This is a genomic window from Stenotrophomonas sp. AG209 (assembly GCF_003550055.1).
Classification (GTDB): Bacteria; Pseudomonadota; Gammaproteobacteria; order Xanthomonadales; family Xanthomonadaceae; genus Stenotrophomonas.
Genome location: NZ_QXDB01000005.1, coordinates 169,566 through 189,173, shown reverse-complemented (window position 1 = coordinate 189,173; position 19,608 = coordinate 169,566). Strand labels below are relative to the sequence as shown.

General features: G+C 65.8%; 12 protein-coding genes and 1 tRNA gene. 3 read left to right on the top strand and 10 right to left on the bottom strand.

Annotated features, from left to right (window positions below; genetic code table 11):
- Window positions 1–7: 7 nt before the first annotated feature.
- The gene (locus DFO63_RS19880) at window positions 8–2,116 is read left to right on the top strand and encodes a phospholipase C, phosphocholine-specific (protein WP_119007659.1); all 2,109 of its coding nucleotides are present in this window, start codon (window positions 8–10) and stop codon (window positions 2,114–2,116) included.
- Between the two features lie 100 nt (window positions 2,117–2,216).
- Here the strand turns inward: DFO63_RS19880 and DFO63_RS19875 are convergent, their stop codons facing one another.
- From DFO63_RS19875 to DFO63_RS19860, 4 genes are all read right to left on the bottom strand, one after another.
- On the bottom strand, window positions 2,217–3,812 hold the full coding sequence (locus tag DFO63_RS19875; protein WP_119007658.1) for an alkaline phosphatase D family protein: 1,596 nt from the start codon (window positions 3,810–3,812) through the stop codon (window positions 2,217–2,219).
- Between the two features lie 10 nt (window positions 3,813–3,822).
- The gene (locus tag DFO63_RS19870; protein WP_119007657.1) at window positions 3,823–6,756 is read right to left on the bottom strand and encodes a TonB-dependent receptor; all 2,934 of its coding nucleotides are present in this window, start codon (window positions 6,754–6,756) and stop codon (window positions 3,823–3,825) included.
- A 141-nt stretch (window positions 6,757–6,897) separates the two neighbouring features.
- Entirely contained in the window at window positions 6,898–7,920 is a 1,023-nt protein-coding gene (locus DFO63_RS19865) for a FecR domain-containing protein (RefSeq protein WP_049445647.1), read from the bottom strand.
- Window positions 7,917–8,432, bottom strand: coding sequence for a sigma-70 family RNA polymerase sigma factor (locus tag DFO63_RS19860; protein ID WP_119007656.1), 516 nt, complete (start codon window positions 8,430–8,432; stop codon window positions 7,917–7,919). The genes DFO63_RS19865 and DFO63_RS19860 overlap by 4 nt, the downstream gene beginning before the upstream one ends.
- A 327-nt stretch (window positions 8,433–8,759) precedes the next feature.
- Between DFO63_RS19860 and aceE the strand changes: the two genes are divergently transcribed.
- A complete protein-coding gene (gene aceE / locus DFO63_RS19855) occupies window positions 8,760–11,432 on the top strand; it encodes a pyruvate dehydrogenase (acetyl-transferring), homodimeric type (RefSeq protein WP_119007655.1) in 2,673 nt (890 codons plus the stop codon).
- Between the two features lie 51 nt (window positions 11,433–11,483).
- Here the strand turns inward: aceE and DFO63_RS19850 are convergent, their stop codons facing one another.
- A complete protein-coding gene (locus DFO63_RS19850; RefSeq protein ID WP_119007654.1) occupies window positions 11,484–11,966 on the bottom strand; it encodes a LuxR family transcriptional regulator in 483 nt (160 codons plus the stop codon).
- Between the two features lie 221 nt (window positions 11,967–12,187).
- On the opposite strand from DFO63_RS19850, the gene DFO63_RS19845 reads away from it, so the two are divergent.
- Window positions 12,188–14,518: a TonB-dependent receptor gene (locus DFO63_RS19845; protein WP_119007653.1), complete on the top strand. Its 2,331-nt coding sequence runs from the start codon at window positions 12,188–12,190 to the stop codon at window positions 14,516–14,518.
- 120 nt (window positions 14,519–14,638) lie between these two features.
- On the opposite strand, the gene DFO63_RS19840 is transcribed toward DFO63_RS19845, so the two are convergent.
- The 5 genes from DFO63_RS19840 to recA all read right to left on the bottom strand — a co-directional run bounded on the left by DFO63_RS19840 (window position 14,639) and on the right by recA (window position 19,558).
- Window positions 14,639–14,731, bottom strand: a tRNA-Ser gene (locus tag DFO63_RS19840).
- Between the two features lie 78 nt (window positions 14,732–14,809).
- Complete coding sequence (gene csrA, locus DFO63_RS19835) at window positions 14,810–15,013, bottom strand: carbon storage regulator CsrA (RefSeq protein ID WP_004152909.1); 204 nt, start codon at window positions 15,011–15,013, stop codon at window positions 14,810–14,812.
- A 147-nt stretch (window positions 15,014–15,160) separates the two neighbouring features.
- A complete protein-coding gene (gene alaS, locus DFO63_RS19830; RefSeq protein WP_119007652.1) occupies window positions 15,161–17,809 on the bottom strand; it encodes an alanine--tRNA ligase in 2,649 nt (882 codons plus the stop codon).
- 109 nt (window positions 17,810–17,918) lie between these two features.
- The gene (gene recX / locus DFO63_RS19825; protein WP_119007651.1) at window positions 17,919–18,410 is read right to left on the bottom strand and encodes a recombination regulator RecX; all 492 of its coding nucleotides are present in this window, start codon (window positions 18,408–18,410) and stop codon (window positions 17,919–17,921) included.
- A 110-nt stretch (window positions 18,411–18,520) separates the two neighbouring features.
- Window positions 18,521–19,558 carry a recombinase RecA gene (gene recA, locus DFO63_RS19820; RefSeq protein ID WP_010484252.1) on the bottom strand — a complete coding sequence of 346 codons (1,038 nt, stop codon included), beginning with the start codon at window positions 19,556–19,558 and terminating at the stop codon, window positions 18,521–18,523.
- Window positions 19,559–19,608 lie beyond the last annotated feature (50 nt).

Genomic DNA, 19,608 nt, shown 5'->3' with positions numbered 1-19,608 from the left:
TGAGCCCGTGACCGATATCGGCCGACGCCGGTTGTTGCAGGCCGGCGTTGCCGCTGGCCTTTCCCCGCTGCTGCCCAGCATCGCCCGGGCCGCAGCGATCGCCCCCGCCGCGCAGACGCGCAGCCTCGAAGACCTGCAGCACATCGTGGTGTTCATGCAGGAGAACCGTTCGTTCGACCACTACTTCGGCACGCTGCCGGGGGTACGGGGTTTCGGCGATCGCTTCGTCGCTCCGGCGCAGGCACTGCAGGCCGGCGGCCGCGCGCGCAGCCTGTGGCTGCAACCCGATGCCAGCGGCAAGCGCGCGATCGCGCCGTTCCCGCTGGATACCGCTGCGCACTTCGGCTACATGCGCGTGGAAGGCACGCCGCACACCTGGCCGGATGCACAGCGGGCCTGGGACCACGGGCGCATGGGGCAATGGCCGAAAGCCAAGCAGAACCACTCGATGGGCTACTTCCAGCGCAGCGACCTGCCCTTCCAGTTCGCCCTGGCCGATGCCTTCACCATCTGCGACGCCTACCACTGCGCGATGCAGGCCGGCACCAACCCGAACCGGGTGTTCCTGTGGACCGGCCACAATGATGCACACGCGCGTGCTGGTGGCCCGGTGATCGCCAACTCGCACGACAACTTTCCCGAGCACGGCGGGCACCCGGCGTCGTACCGCTGGACCAGCTATGTCGAACGCCTGCAGAAGGCGGGCGTGTCCTGGCAGATCTACCAGGACATGGCCGACAACTTCACCGACAACCCGCTGGCCGGCTTCGAGGCTTTCCGCCAGGCCTACCGCGCTGCGCCGGGGCATGACCCGCAGCTGCGCGCACGCGGGGTCAGCACGCGTGGCCTGGCGCAGCTGCGCCAGGACGTGGTCGATGGACGCCTGCCGCAGGTCAGCTTCATCATCGCCGACGCGGCCGGCAGCGAGCATCCCGGCCCCTCCAGCCCGGCCCAGGGCGCGGCCTATACCGCACGCGTGCTGGATGCACTGACCGCCGATCCGGAGGTGTGGAGCCGCACCGCCCTGCTGCTCATGTTCGACGAGAACGACGGCTTCTTCGACCACATGCCGCCGCCGGCACCGCCTTCGCCCGTGGACGGGGGGTGGGCCGGCGCCTCATCGGTCAGTACCGAAGGCGAGTACCACCGCCATCCGGCACCGGGCGACGAGAAGTACGATGCCGCCGAACTGCGCGGCCGCCCCTATGGGCTGGGCCCGCGCGTGCCGCTGTACGTGATTTCGCCGTGGAGCCGCGGTGGCTGGGTCGATTCGCAGGTGTACGACCACACCTCGGTCGTGCGCCTGATCGAACGCCGCTTCGGCGTGGCCGCACCGGACATCTCGCCCTGGCGCCGTGCGGTCTGCGGCGACCTGAGCAACGCCTTCGACTTCGCCCAGCGCGATACCCGTCCGTTCGTACGTGGCCTGCCCGATGTGAGCGCGGTGGCCGCACGTGCCGCCGCCCTGCCGGGACGCACCGTGCCGACGTTGCCTGACGGACTGAAGCCGGCGAAACAGGAAAGCGGCGTACGCCCGGCGCGTGCCCTGCCCTACCGGCCGCAGGCATCGATTGCTGCGATCGACGGCTCGGGCGTGGACCTGACGTTGTCCTGCGAAGGTGCAGCGGCAGTGCTGCATATCTACGATCGGCTGCGACTGGGTGCGGTGCCACGCCGCTATACGCTGGTGCCAGGCACAGCACTGCAGGAGCGCTGGCCGCTGGATGCGCACGGTCGCTACGACCTGTGGCTGCTGGGCCCGAACGGCTTCCACCGCCATTTCCAGGGGGTGGCCAAGGCACCCGCCGTACAGGCTGCGGTCGAGCCTGCGGACGGCCAGCTGCGGCTGCACCTGCGCAATCTGGGTGACAGCGCGCAGCAACTGCGCGTGCATGCCGGTGCCTATGCCGGGCACATGCCCGAGCAGACGCTGGCACTGCCCGCGCATGCGGAGACGTCGTTGGCGTGGGATGCAACGCCTACCGCCGGCTGGTATGACCTGCAGGTCAGCGCGGGTGAGAGCGTGCTGCGCCTGGCGGGCCGCGCCGAGGATGGTCGCCCCGGCACCAGTGATCCGGCGATGGGCAGCGAACCACTGCGGTTCGAGCACGATTGAAGGATTTCTGTAGAGCCGAGCCCATGCTCGGCTGCTTTTCCGGTCCATTATCGAAGAGCAGCCGAGCATGGGCTCGGCTCTACAGAGTAGTCCGGTAGATTCAGGCGTCCTGCAATCCCGGCCGGCCGTGCTCCACCGCGTAGCGCTTCCAGCTCTGCACGGTACCGTTCGGACGCATCACGGAATCCAGCGTCTTCATGTCGCCGATCCACGCATCACGGGTGACATCGCACAGCACATAGCCACGCTTGTCGGTGGTCGCCTTCAGGTAATGGCTGTGCGCAAGCTGGTTGTGGGCGTACGCATCCACGCCCTGGCCGTCGGCGCCGGACGTGATCGAGGTGGCAAGGAACTCGCTGGAGACCACGCCCGAATCACGATGGTCCTGCACCAGGTCGCTGGCGTAATGCCGGTGCGCGTCGCCACAGGCGGTCACCACGTTGCCGAAGCCGACCTTCTGGATGTGGTCGAGCAGGCGCCGGCGGCTGTCCAGATAACCCGACCACTGGTCATCGGACGACTGCACCACGCCGTCCTTCTCGCGCATGTAGTTGCCCAGCGCCACCTGGTGGGCGATGGTGTGCCAACGCGGCGCGGCATCGGCCAGGCCGTCGAACAGCCAGCGCTCCTGCTTCGCACCCACAATGCTGCGCTGCGGTGATTCCACCTCCTCACGCAGCGCCATGTTCACCTGCTTGCTGCGGTACTGGCGTGTGTCGAGCATGTGCAGGTCCATCAGCGTGCCGAAGCGTGCGCGCCGGTACAGCTGCATGTGGCCATCGCGCGGGAATGCCGAGCGACGCAGCGGCATGTTCTCGTAGTAGGCCTGGAACGCCTGCGCGCGGCGCAGCAGGAACACTTCGCTGGGCGTATCGTCCTGGTCTTCGGCACCGGCCCAGTTGTTGTCCACTTCATGGTCATCGAAGGTGACAAACCATGGTGCCGACGCATGTGCGGCCTGCAGGTCGGCATCGCTCTTGTACTGGGCGTAGCGGCGGCGGTAGTCGTCCAGCGTGTACGTCTGCGGCCCGACATGATTGCGCAGGTTGGTGAACGGCTGGCCGTTCATCTTCCGCAGGCCCGGCTGGCTTTCGCCTTCGTAGATGTAATCGCCGTAGTGGAAGACGAAGTCCAGCGGTTCCTCGGCGATGCGCCGCCACGCGGTGTAGTGGCCCTCTTCGTAGTGCTGGCAGCCAGCCACCGCGAAGCGCACCCGGTCCACCGCCGTCGTGGCCGCAGGCAGCGTGCGCGTGCAGCCCACCGCACTGGCATGGCCGCCCACCGTGAAGCGGTACCAGTAGGGTCGGCCCGGTGCCAGCCCTTCCAGCTCCACGTGCACGGCATGGCCCAGCTCGGGATGGGCCATCGCCGAACCCTGGCGCACCACCTTGCGCATGCGCTCGTCCGCGGCCAGCTGCCATTCGACCACCATTGGCCGGGTCGGCATGCCGCCGCCGAACACCAGCGGCTCGGTCGCCAGCCGTGTCCACAGCACCATGCCATCGGCCGAAGGATCACCCGAGGCCACGCCCAGGGTGAACGGAGTGCTGGCGAACCGCGGCGAGGCCAGCAGGTTGCGCGGGTTCAGCGCAGCGGCATCGGCCTGTGCGGCCAGCGCGCGCGCCGTGCCCATCCAGGCGCCAGCAGCGGACAGGCCGGCCAGGGCCAGGAATCGCCTGCGATTGATCGTCTCCACGGCTGTGCCCTCAGTTGTAGATGATGTGGAAGTAGAAGAAGCGGCCGTAGTCGTCGATCTCGGTACGGAAGCGCCCGTTCGGACCGGTGCTGTAGGTCGGCTGGGTGTTGAACAGGTTCTTGGCCTCGTACTTCAGCGTCACGTGCCTGCTGACCTTGTGGCTGAAGGCCATGTTGAAGGTCATGTACGGGTCGTAGTACGAATCCAGCCACTGGGTATCGCCGAAGTCGACCAGCATCCGGCTGCGGTAGGTTCCGGACAGGCGCAGCTGCGCGCTCTTCCACGGCATGCGCCAGATCACCGAGCCATTGAGCGACCAGTCCGGCTGGTACAGCAGGCGATCCAGGCGGCGCTCAGTGCCATCGCTGATTCGGTAGTTGGTCTGGCCCTCCAGCCGCGTGGCGTTGAAGTACATGTCGAAGCGCTGGCGGCCCCACTGCAGGTTGCGGTTGGCCACCGCGAACTCGAAGCCGCGCAGCCTGGACTCATCGGTGTTCATCGGCTGGGTGACCCGGTAGCGCGTGTCACCCACGTTCTCGAAGGTAGTCAGGGTGTAGATGTCGTCCTTGATCACCTTGTCGAACAGCGCGATCGAGACCAGGCCGTTGTTGCCGTTGAAGTACAGGTCCCACGCCAGGTCGATGTTGGTGGAGCGCCGCGGCTGCAGGTTGGCGTTGCCCTGCTTGATGGTGCAGAAGCCCCTGCCCTCCTCGTCATCGCCACAGCTGGTGGTGGTGGCCTGGGCGATGTTGCTTGGCGTCGGCCGGCCCAGTGTTCGGCTGGCGGAGAAGCGCAGGCGCTGGTCCTCGGTAAGCTTGAACGTCGCATTCAATGACGGCAGCAGGTTGGTGTAGCCACCACTCGTCTTGCGGAAGGCCGAGGTATAGGTGGTGCCGCCATCGTCGCTGAACGGGCTGTACGCATCGAAGCGGGTGTGGTCGTAGCGCAGGCCACCGATCAGCAGCAACCGGTCCCAGGCGTAGTGGGCAGAGGCATAGGCGTTGGTGATGTCCTCCACGTACTTGTAGTCACTGGTGAAGTTGGCATTCGGATAGGCCGCATTGTTGCTGCCCAGCGTCGGCGCCAGCTCCTCGTTCCACTTGCGGTTGTCGATCAACGGGAAGCCCGGCACGCTGCCCAGCAGGGTCGAACCCGGATACAGGTAATCGTTGAGCGTGGCACTGCTCTTGTAGTAGTCGAAGTCGATGTCCTGCCAGATTTTCAGGTGCCGGTACTCGGCACCGGCGGCCAAGCCGAAGCCACGCGCGTCGGCATCGATGTTGTAGCTGAAGTCGGCGCGCAGGTTGTCGATGCTCTCCTTGGCATCCCGCGGCGAGACATAGGCCTGTGCCGGGTTGAGCTTGAACGCCGAGCTGGTCAGCAGGCTGGAATCGGATACCGCCACCGCATTGGGAAAGCCGTGGCTGTCGTTCTCGTAGTCGACGAACAGGTTGCTCGGGTAGGCGCGTACCCCCCAGTAGACCTGGCTGTTGTGGAAGGTCTCTTCGGTGTGGCCACCGCGCAGGGTCAGCCGCGAGCGATCACCGATATCCCAGTTGAAGCTGGCGATGGCGCCGCGGTTGCTGCGGTCCCAGCGGTCGTGGCGGTTCTTGATGTAGATGCTGTTGATCTGGGTGGTGCCGCTGTCTTCGGTCTGGTTGCGGATCGGAAACTTGGCGTTGCCGTACAGGTCTGTCTTGTTCATCGTCGAGTTCTCGTAGAACCGGTACGAGTACAGCAGCAGCGACGCGTAGAACGGATCGTCCGACGGCTTCCATTCCACCTTGGCCGAGCCACCGAAGTTGGTGATGAAGTTGGTGTAGGTACCGGTGCTGAAATTGCCGGGCGCACGCAACCCGTTCCAGCCCTTGGCCTCGTCCGGCCCGGTGGTGCCGTCGGTGAGGTACTTGCCGGCGTCGTTGTAGTAGTAGTTCGACTCCACCCAGCGCTTGACGCTGTTGCGCGAACGCTGCTCATAGCGCGCCACCGCGACGATGCCGAATTCCTGGCCGGCACCGAACTGGTTGGAGAACACCATCTTGGCGCTCTTGCCGAAGTGGCCCAGGGTCTCGTGGTTGCCACCGGCGCTGCGCTCGACATGGGTCTCGGCCGTGGAATAGATACCGGCCACATCGGCGAACACGTACTTTCCGGAACGGTCGAAGGCGCTGCGGCTGATGATGTCGATCACGCCGCCGATCGCGTCCGGCGCCTGCTCGGCGCTGAAACTCTTGTAGATGTCGGTGCGGGTGCCGATGTCGCTGGGAATCAGCTGCAGGTTGTTCATGCGCTCACCCGAGCCACTGCCACCCACGCTGGCAATAGCGATGCCATCGATGGTGGTGTAGTTGAGGTTGGCCTGCACGCCACGCACCGTCACGTAACGGGGCTCGCCGGCATCCTCCACCGCACTCAGGCCCGGCGCGGCCATCAGGCTTTCGGCCAGGGTTTCGTCGCCATAGCTGTCCATCTCGTCGTAGACCACCGAATCCTTGATCACCGGCGAGGTCTTCTTCTGGTCGATCACCTCATGCGCGGCAATCACCTTCACCGTGTCCAGGGTCGGCGCCACCACCGCCTCGGCCTCGCGCGGCTTCGGCGCGGCCGGCTTCGGTTCGTTGCGTGCGGGCGCCGGATCGATGGCGATGACGTTGCCATCCACCACGGTGTAGCCCAGGCCGGTCCCTGCCAGCAGCGCGTCCAGTGCCTGCTTGACGGTGGCACCACGCGGCACCGCCCCGGCCATGTGCGCTTCACTGCTACCCGAATACAGGAACTGCACGCCGGAACTGCGCGACAACTGTTCCAGCGCACGCGCCAACGGCTGCGCCGCGATCGGCGCCGACACGCGGGCCTCCAGGCCATCGACGGTAGCCGCAGACGCCAGCGGAACGCTGCAGGGAGACAGGGCGAGGATGATCGACAGGTAGAGCGTGTTGCGCATCACGGGTCCTTGGAAGAGAGAATGCAGCAGGTGCCGCTGCGCGGATCGTCAGCGGCTTCTCCCAAGTAAGAGCCCGCTTCCACCGAAGTGGAGAACGCGGATTCGATGAATCTTTTTTGACAGTGCGCGGCCACGTCGCCTTCAGCGACTGCCGACCCGCACCGTGTCGCCTTCGCGACGGACGACAAAGCGTGGGTCGCGTTCGAGGAAGGCCTGCAGTGCGCCGATGCGATGCGCGTCCAGGCTGCCGGACAAGCGCGCCGACGCCGCGCCTTCATCCAGCACCCGCACCTGCACCTGGTTGTGCCGGTTGAACGCGGCAGCCACCTCATCCAGTCGCTCGTCCAGGAAGGACACCTTGCGTTGCTGCCAGTCCAGCAGCATCGACAGCGGCACATCCAGCGACTCCACGGCATGGCTGCGCGCGTCGACCTGCACCACCCGGCCTTCGCCCAGCTGTGCAAGGCGCCGCGCGTCCGTGCCCTGGCTCCATACTTCCACCTCGCCGTAAACCACGCCGATGCGCGTACCCTGCAATCGCCGGGATACGTCGAACACGGTGCCAATGTCGCGGATCTGCAACCCGTTCACCTGCACTTCGAACGGGCGCCGATCGCGTGCGATGTCGAACGTCGCCTCACCCTGCAGCAGTTCCGCCTTGCGGCTGAACCAGCCCATGCGTACCCGCAGTTGGCTGTCCGCATTGAGCCGTACCTGTGTCCGGTCGGGCAGCACCAGGTCACGCAGTTCACCATGGTCGGCGCTGTACAGCTGTTCGGTGGGCATCAGCTGCGGAACCAGGCCCACGCCGAGCAGGGCGATACAGGCTGCGGCAGCCATCACCCACCTGCGCGTGCGGTGGCGCTGCGGCGCTGCGTGCGGCGCGGCGGATGCGCTACCGAACAGAGGCACCACCTTGGCGGCCGCCTGCCGTTGCGGCACCGGCGCCTCTTCAAGCAACGGCGATTGCAGTGCCTCGGCGACCTGCCGGTGCAGCGCGAGGGCGTGCATATAGGCGCGCACGTGTTCGGGCGAGCGCTTCATCCAGTCCAGGAACGCAACCCGCTCGGCCTCGTCCAGCACTCCCTCGCGATTGCGCAGGAACCAGTCCATAGCCTCGCAGGCGATCGTGTCGTCGGCCACGGGCGATGCGTTCCGGTTCATGTGTGCTCCCTGGCGCCCAGCGCCTTCCTGCAGGCCTCCAGCCCCTTGCCGATGTGCTTGCGCACCATGTGCACCGACACCTGCAGCTGCTGGCTGATGGCCGGGCAATCCAGCCCGTCGCGGTAGTGCAGCTCCATCACCCGCCGCGTGGTCGCCGGCTGTCGTGCGATGGTGGTGCGGATATCGTTCCAGCGCTGCGCGCGCTCGAACTCGCCTTCGATGTCTTCTTCGCTTTTCAGCACTTCCGCCAGCAGATCAACGTCTTCCAGCGGCGGCAGCGACGAACGCGCGCGCGCGTGCTCGCGTGCCAGGTTGGCCGCGACCGTGAACAGGTAGGCCTCCGGGTTCTTGATCGCTGCGGCATTCTCGCCGGTGGTCCGCAGCAGCCGCAGGTACACCTCCTGCGCCAGGTCCTCGGCGTCTTCGCTGGCAGAACCGCGGCGCAGGAAAAAGCCACGCAGCAGCCGTCGGCGCAGCGCGTAGCTCTTCTCCCAGATCCTCACGCTGTTCACGGCCGGCCAATCACCCCGAGGCTGGAAAGGCCAGCAGGGTGACGGCCATCGATGACAGTGGCGTTGCAGCAGGCGGCCAGGCCAGGCACTCCCCGCCCAGCACATCCGCCCATGATACGGCGCACCGCGCCAACCCTTGCTTCCCATAGACCCAAGCCAGGCCCGCCTATCGAAGGCACAGGGCCAGGCCTACGCTTGCCTCCCCGGTGACCGCTACGGTCGCCCTTCGCGTCACGGCCCCGCCGTTGCGACCCCGCTCCAGTGCTGTGCGCCCTGCCGGTGTTGTCGCCCAGGCAGGAGTCCGACCGCGGCCCTTTGGAGACAGTCATGAACCAAGCCCTGATCCCCTTCGATACCGACCCACTGGAAACGCGGGAGTGGCGTGAATCACTGGAGGCGGTGATGCAGGCCGGTGGCCGGCCGCGCGCGCATTACCTGATCGACCAGCTCAGCGAGCTGGATGCGCAGCAGCACGGCGACCTGCATACGCGCGCATGGACGGCCTACGTCAACACCATCCCACCCGAGCGCCAGCCGGTCTACCCGGGTGACCTGGCCATCGAGCGCCGCCTGAACGCGATGATCCGCTGGAATGCGATGGTGATGGTGCTGCGCGCGGGCAAGCACTCCAACGTCGGTGGTCACATCGCTACCTACCAGTCGGCGGCGGTGCTGTACGACGTGGGCTTCGACCACTTCTTCCGTGGCCGTACCGACACCTTTGATGGCGACATGATCTACATCCAGGGCCATTCGGCGCCGGGCATCTACGGACGCGCGTACGTGGAAGGCCGCATCGATCCGGCACGGATGGACAACTTCCGCCGCGAAGCCGGTCGCGAAGGCCTGTCCTCGTACCCACACCCGCGCCTGATGCCGGAGTTCTGGCAGTTCCCCACCGTGTCGATGGGCCTGGGCCCGCTGACCGCCACCTACCAGGCGCGCTACATGCGCTACCTGGAATACCGCGGCCTGAAAGAACACCAGGGCCGCAAGGTCTGGGCCTTCCTCGGCGACGGCGAGATGGACCAGCCCGAATCGCTGGCGGCGATCTCGCTGGCCGGCCGCGAGCGGCTGGACAACATCGTGTTCGTGGTCAACTGCAACCTGCAGCGCCTGGACGGTCCGGTGCGCGGCAATGCCAAGGTCATCCAGGAGCTGGAAGGCACCTTCCGCGCGGCCGGCTGGAACGTGATCAAGCTGATCTGGGGCAGCGGCTGGGACGACCTGCTGGCCCGCGACCACAGCGGCCTGCTGCGCCAGCGCATGATGGAATGCGTGGACGGCGACTACCAGACCTTCAAGTCGCAGAACGGTGCCTACGTGCGCGAGCATTTCTTCGGCCGCTACCCGGAACTGCTGGAGCTGGTCGCACACATGAGCGACGACGACATCTGGGCGCTCGCACGTGGCGGCCATGATCCACAGAAGGTGTTCGCCGCCTACCAGCAGGCGGTGGACACCAGCGGCCGGCCGACGGTGATCCTGGCCAAGACGGTCAAGGGTTTCGGCAAGGGTGAGGCTGGCGAAGGCCAGAACATCAACCACCAGCTGAAGAAGATGAGCACCGATGCGGTGCGCGCCTTCCGCGACCGCTTCAACCTGCCGGTCAGTGACGAGCAGCTGGAAGACATGCCGTACCTGCGGCCGGAACCGGGCAGCGCCGAAGCCATCTACTTTGCCGAGCGCCGCCGCATCCAGGGCGGCCAGCTGCCAGCGCGCGTGGCCAAGGTCGATCCGCTGCCGCTGCCTCCGCTGTCGATCTTCAGCAGCCAGCTGCAGGGCAGCGGCGATCGAGGCCAGTCCACCACCATGGGCTTCGTGCGCATCCTCACCCGCCTGCTGAAGGACCCGGAACTGGGCAGGCTGGTGATTCCGATCGTTCCCGATGAATCGCGCACCTTCGGCATGGAAGGCCTGTTCCGCCAGATCGGCATCCACTCCTACCTGGGCCAGCTGTATACCCCGCAGGACGCCGGCCAGCTGAGCTACTACAAGGAAGCCAAGGACGGCCAGATCCTGCAGGAAGGCATCAACGAATCCGGAGCGATCTGTTCGTGGATCGCTGCCGGTACCGCCTACAGCAATCACGGCCTGGCGACGATTCCGTTCTATATCTTCTACTCGATGTTTGGCCTGCAGCGCGTGGGCGACCTCGCCTGGGCCGCTGCCGATGCGCGCACCCGCGGCTTCCTGCTCGGTGCCACGTCGGGCCGCACCACGCTGATGGGCGAAGGCCTGCAGCACGATGACGGCCACAGCCACGTGCTGTCGTCGGTGATTCCGAGCTGCGTGTCCTACGACCCGACCTACAACTACGAGCTGGCGGTGATCATCCACGACGGCCTGCGCCGCATGTACGTCGATCAGGAAGACATCTACTACTACATCACCGTACTCAACGAGAACTACCCGCAGCCGGCACTGCCCCCAGGCGCCGAGGCGGGTATCCTGAAGGGCCTGTACCTGCTGCGCCCTGCAGCCGCCGACAGCACCTCACAGCCACGCGTGCAGCTGATGGGCAGCGGCGCGATCCTGCGCGAAGTGGAAGCGGCGGCCGCGCTGCTGCAACAGGACTTCAGCGTCGCCAGCGATGTCTGGAGCGCGACCAGCCTGACCGAACTGCGCCGCGACGGCCTGGCTACCGAGCGCTGGAACCTGCTGCACCCGGCCGAGGCACCGCGCGTACCCTACGTGCAACAGTGCCTGCGGGGTCATGAAGGCCCGGTGGTGGTGGCCACCGACTACATGAAGCTCGTCGGCGACCAGATCCGTCCCTTCATCAACGACCGTCGCTTCACCGCATTGGGCACCGATGGCTTCGGTCGCTCCGACACGCGTGAATCGCTGCGCACCTTCTTCGAAGTGGATCGCCACTTCATCGTGCTGGCCGCCCTGAAGTCGCTGGCCGATGAAGGCCGCATCGAGCGCTCGCGGATGCAGCACGCCATCGACAGGTACGGCATCGACACCGGCAAGCGCGATCCGGCCACCGTGTAAGGCCGCTGCATTCACCACGCCCATTCGGCGGGCGTGGTGAACGCAGCATCGCTATGGCATGCGCTTGAACAGGTTGGTCTGCAGGATCGGCGTACCGTCGTGGCCGTAGAACGCCTTGGTCTCGGTCATCGTCGCCTGGTCATCGGCCACCGTGTAGATGCGGGTGGAGGCCGGCGTGCCATGGTCCACCAGCTGCATCACCAGCGTGTTCGGTGCAGGCAGTTTCAGGTTGGCCTTGTCCGCGCCATAGGTGCCGGACAGGGCGCCCGGCGTGCCATCCAGGGCCAGCGTGCCGTCGGACTTCATGGTCTTGCCGTCGTGCAGGACGATGTCCACGTGTGAACTCCAACGCCCGGCACCGGCGTCCTTGAACTCCAACACTACCTGCTTCGGGCGCTGCGCCTCGGGCAGCGCTGATGTGGTGATATCCAGCGACCAGCGTCCCAGCAGCGGTGAGGGCGAAGCCTCCACTGCCAGCGCCGGAACGGCGGGAAGTGAAAGCGCAGACAACAACACAGCGGACAGCAGCTTCATGGCTTGCTCCGTTCCAGTGAAGAAGGCGCTGCGTGAGGCGCGGTGGGGGGCAGCGCCTCGGATCGTGCACAGCATCGGCGACCCGCACAAGCAGTGCACTGAATGCAAGGCAACCGCATCTGCGCGTTCCGCGTTTCTGGCCCGCCGGCAAGGCCCAATCCGCCCTTGTTGATACAAATAGTTACGTTATAACATTTTACTCCAACTTCACGGATTGTGTCATGCGCCGCCATCTCCTTGCTGCAGCCATTCTGTTCGCCGTCCACACCGCCCAGGCCGCGGACGAACCCACCCTCCCCACCCTCCAGGTCCAGGCCTCCCAGCCCTCGCGCATCGACAGCCGGGTCACCGTCGACAACCCACAGGCACAGAACCGCACCCTCGGCGGCCTGCTCGAACACGTCTCCGGTGTGCAGAGCACGGCCTTCGGGCCGAACGCGGGCGCCCCGGTCATCCGCAGCCTCAGCGGCAACCGCGTGCAGATCCTGCAGGACGGCCAGTCGATTCTGGGCATGAACGCGATCAGCGGCGACATCAACATTCCGTTCGATCCACTGTTCGTGCGCAGCGTCACCGTCAACAAATCCTCCGACACGGTGCGCTATGGGGGCAACGCGATCGGTGGCAGCGTGGAGATCGACTCGGGCCTGATCTCGCGAAGCATGGAAAACAAGGACCAGTCGATGGAACTGGTCCTGCGCAAAGGCTTCAACGCCGCCGACGCGCAGGGCTTCCGCATGAACTTCAACAACCAGCGCAATCTCTCCACCAACCTGCAGGTCTCGCGCCAGCGCATCTCGCACTACGACATTCCCGGCAACAGCAAGGCCAGTGTCTGCAACACCGGGCTGTTCCCGGTCGGCGGCGGCGTCAATTCCGCGCTGGCCGACAGCTGCCAGAAGGAAGCGCGCGTCCAGCAGATCTACAACAAGGCCTCGCAGCCGTACATCGACCAGTTCATGACCGAGAACCCGGACTGGGCCGACGGCGATTTCTCGTTCTACACCAACGCTCCGACCTCGGTCTGGCAGCGCCGCACCTACATCAATCCGGTCAACCCGGCCTACGTGCCCGGCACGCCGTCGTACGTGCAGAAGCAGATCAACAACGATGTGACGCCCGACTACCATCACCGGCTGGGCAACAGCTATGCGCGCAACTCGCAGGTGGCCTTCGGCTCGACCCTGTTCTTCGACCGCGGCTACGTCGGTGTCAGCATCGATGCCAAGGACAGCGAGTACGGCGTACCGGGCTTCTCGATGCAGAACCTTTCGTTCGGTTCCAACTATGCCGATGGCCTGCCGGTGGGCGTGGTGATCAAGCAACAGCGCTACGCGCTGGAAGCCCTGCTGCGCGATCCGCTGCCGTGGTTCGAGCGCGCGGAACTCCGCGTTTCCAGGCTGGACAACACCTCGGGCGAGCGGCTGGGCGCCACCAAGGCCAACGACTACGATTTCGAGAGCACCCAGGCCGAGTTGCTGCTCAGCCATCAACGCGTCGGCCCGCTCAGCGGCCTGCTCGGTTTCAGTCATCAGTCGCGTGATGTCACCGGCAGCGGCTCGCAGCGCTACCTGCCGGACGTGGACACGCGCAGCAATGCGGTGTTCCTGAAGGAGACGCTGGACTTCGGCTGGGCCACCTTCGATGCCGGCGTGCGCCACGAGCGCGTCGACCACGCACTGCAGCCCAGCCGCTTCAAGACCGCGCGCAATGCCGCCAACACCAGACTGCAGGACCGCGATTACCGGCTCAACAGCTACAGCCTCGGCTCGTACGTCGAGCTCGGCCCCTTGTTCGCGGCCAAGGTCCGTTACTCATCCTCACAGCGCGCCCCGGAGATCAACGAGCTGTATGCCAGCAACGCGCACTATTCGGTGATGACACAGGAAGAAGGCAACCAGAACCTGGAACCGGAGCGCGCGAAGAACCTGGAACTGACCGGACTGTTCCACCTCGGTGGTTTCGAGCTGTCCGCCACCGCGTACCGGATGCGGTATGAGAACTACCTCTACCTCGGCTACTCCGGCCTGCAGACCGCCAACCGCCTGCCACTGAAGTACTGGAAGCAGACCGACACCACGGTGAAGGGCTTCGAGATCGATGCCTCGCAGGCATTGGACCTGGGCCGCTTCGGCACGTTGAATGTGTCCGCCTTCGCCGACCTGGTCAAGAACAAGGCCGACCGCCCCGATTCGCTGCGTGCCCACAATGACGGCGAGTACCTGCCGAACATGCCGACCAACCGCTACGGCGCCAACCTGCAGTGGCAGCACGAAAGCTGGAAGGCACAGCTGTCCAGCACCTACTACGACACGCAGAAGTACCTCGGCCGCAACGTCAGTGAGGAAGTGCCGCTGGATGCATTCAACCTGGTCGACCTGCAGGTCAGCCGCGAACTTCCAGTGCGCAACAGCTACATCGCCGGCATGGAAATTTTCGTCAACGGCAGCAACCTGCTCAATGAAGAAGCACGGCCGCACAACTCGCCACTGAAGTACATCGCACCACTGCCGGGGCGGGGCTTCCAGGTGGGGGTGACGGTGAAGCTCTGAGCGGACAATGGATCCGCCGCCATCCACTGATCGATGATCGGTGGATGGTGATTCAGAGATGAGTGCTGGAGCAAAGAAAAACGCCTGCAGATCGAGGATCTGCAGGCGCTTCTTTGTATCTGGCGGAGTGAGAGGGATTCGAACCCTCGATAGAGCTTTTGACCCTATACTCCCTTAGCAGGGGAGCCCCTTCGGCCACTCGGGCATCACTCCGGGGTTTTCTCCGCGTCTGGTGCGTTGCACCTCAGCGGGGCGTGAATCATAACGTTAATCGAGTGCGAAGGTAAAGCGTTATTCGGCAGAATTTTCGCTACCGGTGCCACCGGCTTCATCACCACGCTGGATGCGCTGGTAGATCTCTTCGCGATGCACAGCGACGTCCTTCGGCGCAGTGATGCCGATACGCACCTGGTTACCCTTGACGCCAAGCACGGTGACGCTCACCGAGTCACCGATCATCAGGGTTTCGCCGACGCGGCGAGTCAGGATCAACATTTTTGTAAGTCTCCATGGAACCGTGTGGAAGGGTATCCCCCACCGGCTTGACGCTCCGTCAAGAAGCGCTACCACGACAAAGGGAAAAGATTCGCAATGGTACCGTCAGCCGTCCCGCTCCTACAAGGAGGGGGACGGCAGGGTTCATCACAGGCGGGGGCTGACCCATTCGACGACTGCAGCCAGCGCAGTGGCAAGGGCGGGCCCGTCCTCGCCACCACCCTGGGCGAGGTCCGGGCGTCCGCCGCCCTTGCCCCCGATCTGACCGGCGATATGGGACAACAGTTCCCCGGCCTTGACCTTGCCCATTGCGCTGCCGTTCACACCCGCGACCAGGGCCGCCTTGCCGTCCTGGGCGCCGGCCAGCACGATCACCGCGTCGCCGAGCTGCTGCTTCAGGCGGTCCATGGCATCACGCAGGGCCTTGGCATCGAAGCCCTCCAGGCGGGCGGCCAGCACCTTCACACCGGCAACCTCGACGGCCTGGCCGGACAGGTCGGCCGTGGCGCCGGCGGCGACCTTGGCCTTCACGGCGTCCAGTTCGCGTTCCAGCTGCTTCTGGCGCTGGCCGAGCGCACGGATCTTCTCGACCACGTCGGCAGCGCTGCCGCCGAGCAGGTCGGCGGCCTCGGCCAGGCGGGCCTCTTCGGCGTCCACGTAATCCAGGGCGCCCTGGCCGGTGACCGCCTCGATGCGGCGCACGCCGGCGGAAACACCGCCCTCGGAGGTGATCTTGAACAGGCCGATGTCGCCGGTACGGTTGACGTGGGTGCCACCGCACAGCTCGGTGGAGTAGTCACCCATCTTCAGCACGCGCACGTGCTCACCGTACTTCTCGCCGAACAGGGCCATCGCGCCGAAGTCCAGCGCTTCCTGCATGGCCATGGTGTGCACTTCGGCGGCGTTGTTGGCACGCACCTGCTGGTTGACCTTGCGCTCGATCACCGCCAGCTCTTCCGCGCTGATCGGCTGGAAGTGCGAGAAGTCGAAACGCAGGCGGTCCGGCGCGACCAGCGAGCCCTTCTGCTGCACGTGGGTGCCCAGCACTTCGCGCAGGGCGGCGTGCAGCAGGTGGGTGGCCGAGTGGTTGAGGATGGTGGCGCCACGGCGCTCGCCATCGACCTGGCCGGACAGCACATCGCCGACCTTCAGGCCGCCTTCGGACAGGGTGCCGACGTGGCCATGGAACTGGCCGGCGAACTTCTGGGTGTCCTCCACCGCCAGGCGCACGCCGTTGCCGGTCAGTACGCCGGTGTCGCCGACCTGGCCGCCGGATTCGGCGTAGAACGGCGTCTGGTTGGTGATGACGATGACCGAATCACCCGCATCGGCCGACTGCACCGGACGACCGTCCTTGAGCAGGGCCAGCACGCTCAGGCCGTCGGCCTGCAGGCGGTCATAGCCCAGGAACACGGTCGGGCTGAGGGTGGCCACCAGCTCGGCCGGCAGGGTCACGCCGCCGCCGAACTTGCCGGCCGCACGTGCGGTCTCGCGCTGCTGTTCCATCGCGGCGTCGAAGCCGGCGATGTCGACCGTCAGGTCGCGCTCGCGGGCGATGTCCTGGGTCAGGTCGAGCGGGAAGCCATAGGTGTCGTACAGGCGGAAGGCGTCAACGCCCGGGATCACGCCATTGCTGGCCTTGCCGGCCACGTCCTCGAAGATCTTCATGCCGGCATCGAGGGTTTCAGCGAAACGCTCTTCCTCGGCCTGCAGCGCACGGGTGACGGTATCCACCGCCGCCGGCAGCTCCGGGTAAGCCTCGCCCATCTGCTCGACCAGGGTCGGCACCAGCTTGCTGAAGAACGGCTGGCGCACACCCAGCATCCAGCCATGGCGCAGGGCGCGGCGGATGATACGGCGCAGCACGTAGCCGCGGCCTTCGTTGGACGGCAGCACGCCGTCGACGATCAGGAACGAACAGGCGCGGATGTGATCGGCGATCACGCGCAGCGACTTGTTTTCCAGGTCGGCGGTGCCGGTCAGCTCGGATGCCTTGCGGATCAGGGCCTGGAACAGGTCGATCTCGTAGTTGGTGTGCACGTGCTGCAGGATCGCGGCCAGGCGCTCCAGGCCCATGCCGGTATCCACGCAAGGCGCCGGCAGCGGCACCAGGGTGCCATCCGGCTGGCGGTCAAACTGCATGAACACCAGGTTCCAGATTTCGATGAAGCGGTCGCCGTCCTCATCCGGGGAGCCCGGGGGGCCGCCAGCAATATGGTCGCCGTGGTCGTAGAAGATCTCGGTGCACGGGCCGCACGGACCGGTGTCGGCCATCTGCCAGAAGTTGTCCGAAGCGAACGGTGCGCCCTTGTTGTCGCCGATGCGCACGATGCGCTCTTCCGGCACGCCCACCATGTCGCGCCACAGCGCGTAGGCCTCGTCGTCGGTCTGGTAGACGGTGACCAGCAGGCGCTCTGCCGGCAGCTTCCAGACCTGGGTCAGCAGCTCCCAGGCCCAGGCGATCGCGTCCTTCTTGAAGTAGTCGCCGAACGACCAGTTGCCCAGCATTTCGAAGAAGGTGTGGTGACGGGCGGTGTAGCCGACCTGGTCGAGGTCGTTGTGCTTGCCGCCCGCGCGCAGGCAGCGCTGCACGTCGGCCGCGCGCACGTAGCTGCGCTTCTCCGCGCCAAGGAACACGTCCTTGAACTGCACCATGCCGGAGTTGGTGAACAGCAGGGTCGGATCATTGCCCGGCACCAGCGGCGCCGACGGCACGATGGTGTGGCCTTTGCCCTTGAAGAATTCAAGGAAGTCGCTGCGGATCTGGGAAGTCGTGAATTTGGCGGATGCGTTCATTGGGGGCTGGCAGTCGGCGGGCCGGCGGACCCGGACCACCGGCCGCGTTGGCCAGGGTCACGAGGGACCGCCGAAAACCTAAAGGGTATCAGGCCCGGCGCCGCCAGTCTCAGTCATCCGGGTCGTAGCGGGTTGCACGGCGGATGCTGTCGCCGTCGAAGCCCCTCCGGGCCAGCAGATCGGCGGCCTTGCGCCGCTGCGTCAGGTCCTGCGGACCGGCCTCGCCGAAGCGTCGGCGGACCAGATCACGGGCATTTTCCTGCCAGTCGCCTTCGTAGCTGTCCATCGCCGCCGCAATTGCGGCACTGTCCAGGCCATGGGTACCCAGTTCGGCACGGACATGGATCGGACCATAGCCGGTGTTGGCGCGCACCCGCACCAGGTTCTCGGCAAATCGGGTGTCGTCCTGCCAGCCGGCCTCGGTCAGCTTGGCGACGGCCGCCTGCGCGGCTTCGTCTTCGATGCCACGGGCCGTCAACTTGCGGGTGAGTTCCTTGCGCGAGTGCTCACGGCGGACCAGCAGGCCCAGTGCCCGTTGCACGGGCGTCTGCTCGCGCGGCCGACGTTTGCGGCCGGTGGGAATGTCGTCAGCGTCGGACATCGGTGCTCCAAGGGTGGCGCCATCCCTGGCGCCCTGCCCATCCCTGGGCGATTCGAACCTGCGGGACAGGGCGACGTCACTGACGGCGCCGCCCTGCCCCACAGCAAGCCTTATTCGTCGTCGCCTTCGTCGTCGCCTTCCTCACGGCTGGCTTCGGTCGGCTGGAACTTCTCGCGCAGCTCGGCTTCGAGCTTGGCGGCGACCGTCGGGTTGTCGCGCAGATAGCCGCGGGCATTGTCCTTGCCCTGGCCGATGCGTTCTTCGCCGTAGCTGTACCAGGCACCGGCCTTCTCGACCAGCTTGGCGTCCACGCCCATATCGATCAGTTCGCCTTCGCGGCTGATGCCCTCGCCGTACAGGATCTCGGTGATGACCTGCTTGAACGGAGGCGCCAGCTTGTTCTTGACGACCTTGATCTTGGTCTGGTTGCCGATGATCTCGTCGCCCTTCTTGATCGCGCCGATGCGGCGGATGTCCAGGCGTACCGAGGCGTAGAACTTCAGCGCGTTGCCGCCGGTGGTGGTTTCCGGGCTCTGGCCCGGCATCATCACACCGATCTTCATGCGCAGCTGGTTGATGAAGACCACCAGGGTGTTGGAGCGCTTGATGTTGCCGGTCAGCTTGCGCAGCGCCTGGCTCATCAGTCGGGCCTGCAGGCCCGGCAGCTGGTCACCCATCTCGCCTTCGATTTCGGCCTTCGGGGTCAGCGCGGCGACCGAGTCGATCACCAGGATGTCGACCGAACCGGAACGGACCAGCATGTCGGCGATTTCCAGCGCCTGCTCACCGGTATCCGGCTGCGACAGCAGCAGGTCGTCCACGTTCACGCCCAGCTTGGCGGCGTAGATCGGGTCCAGCGCGTGCTCGGCGTCGATGAAGGCCGCGGTGCCGCCCATCTTCTGGCATTCAGCGATGGCCTGCAGGGTCAGCGTGGTCTTGCCCGAGGACTCCGGCCCGTAGATTTCAACGACACGGCCCTTCGGCAGACCGCCAATACCCAGCGCGATGTCGAGCATCAGCGAACCGGTCGGGATGGCTTCGACGGGTTCGACCACGCGGTCGCCCATGCGCATCACCGAGCCCTTGCCGAACTGCTTTTCGATCTGGCCCAGAGCTGCAGCGAGGGCGCGCTTCTTGTTCTCGTCCATCGGATTGGTCCTTGCAGAGGTCGTGTCGTTGGGGGTGCTGTCTTTGGGGG

What these genes read in the sequence shown, in the direction of transcription:
- DFO63_RS19870 (WP_119007657.1), bottom strand. Translation starts at nt 6,756, where the DNA reads ATGCGCAACACGCTCTACCTGTCGATCATCCTCGCCCTGTCTCCCTGC.
- DFO63_RS19865 (WP_049445647.1), bottom strand. Translation starts at nt 7,920, where the DNA reads ATGAACCGGAACGCATCGCCCGTGGCCGACGACACGATCGCCTGCGAG.
- aceE (WP_119007655.1), top strand. Translation starts at nt 8,760, where the DNA reads ATGAACCAAGCCCTGATCCCCTTCGATACCGACCCACTGGAAACGCGG.
- DFO63_RS19850 (WP_119007654.1), bottom strand. Translation starts at nt 11,966, where the DNA reads ATGAAGCTGCTGTCCGCTGTGTTGTTGTCTGCGCTTTCACTTCCCGCC.
- DFO63_RS19845 (WP_119007653.1), top strand. Translation starts at nt 12,188, where the DNA reads ATGCGCCGCCATCTCCTTGCTGCAGCCATTCTGTTCGCCGTCCACACC.
- csrA (WP_004152909.1), bottom strand. Translation starts at nt 15,013, where the DNA reads ATGTTGATCCTGACTCGCCGCGTCGGCGAAACCCTGATGATCGGTGAC.
- alaS (WP_119007652.1), bottom strand. Translation starts at nt 17,809, where the DNA reads ATGAACGCATCCGCCAAATTCACGACTTCCCAGATCCGCAGCGACTTC.
- recX (WP_119007651.1), bottom strand. Translation starts at nt 18,410, where the DNA reads ATGTCCGACGCTGACGACATTCCCACCGGCCGCAAACGTCGGCCGCGC.
- recA (WP_010484252.1), bottom strand. Translation starts at nt 19,558, where the DNA reads ATGGACGAGAACAAGAAGCGCGCCCTCGCTGCAGCTCTGGGCCAGATC.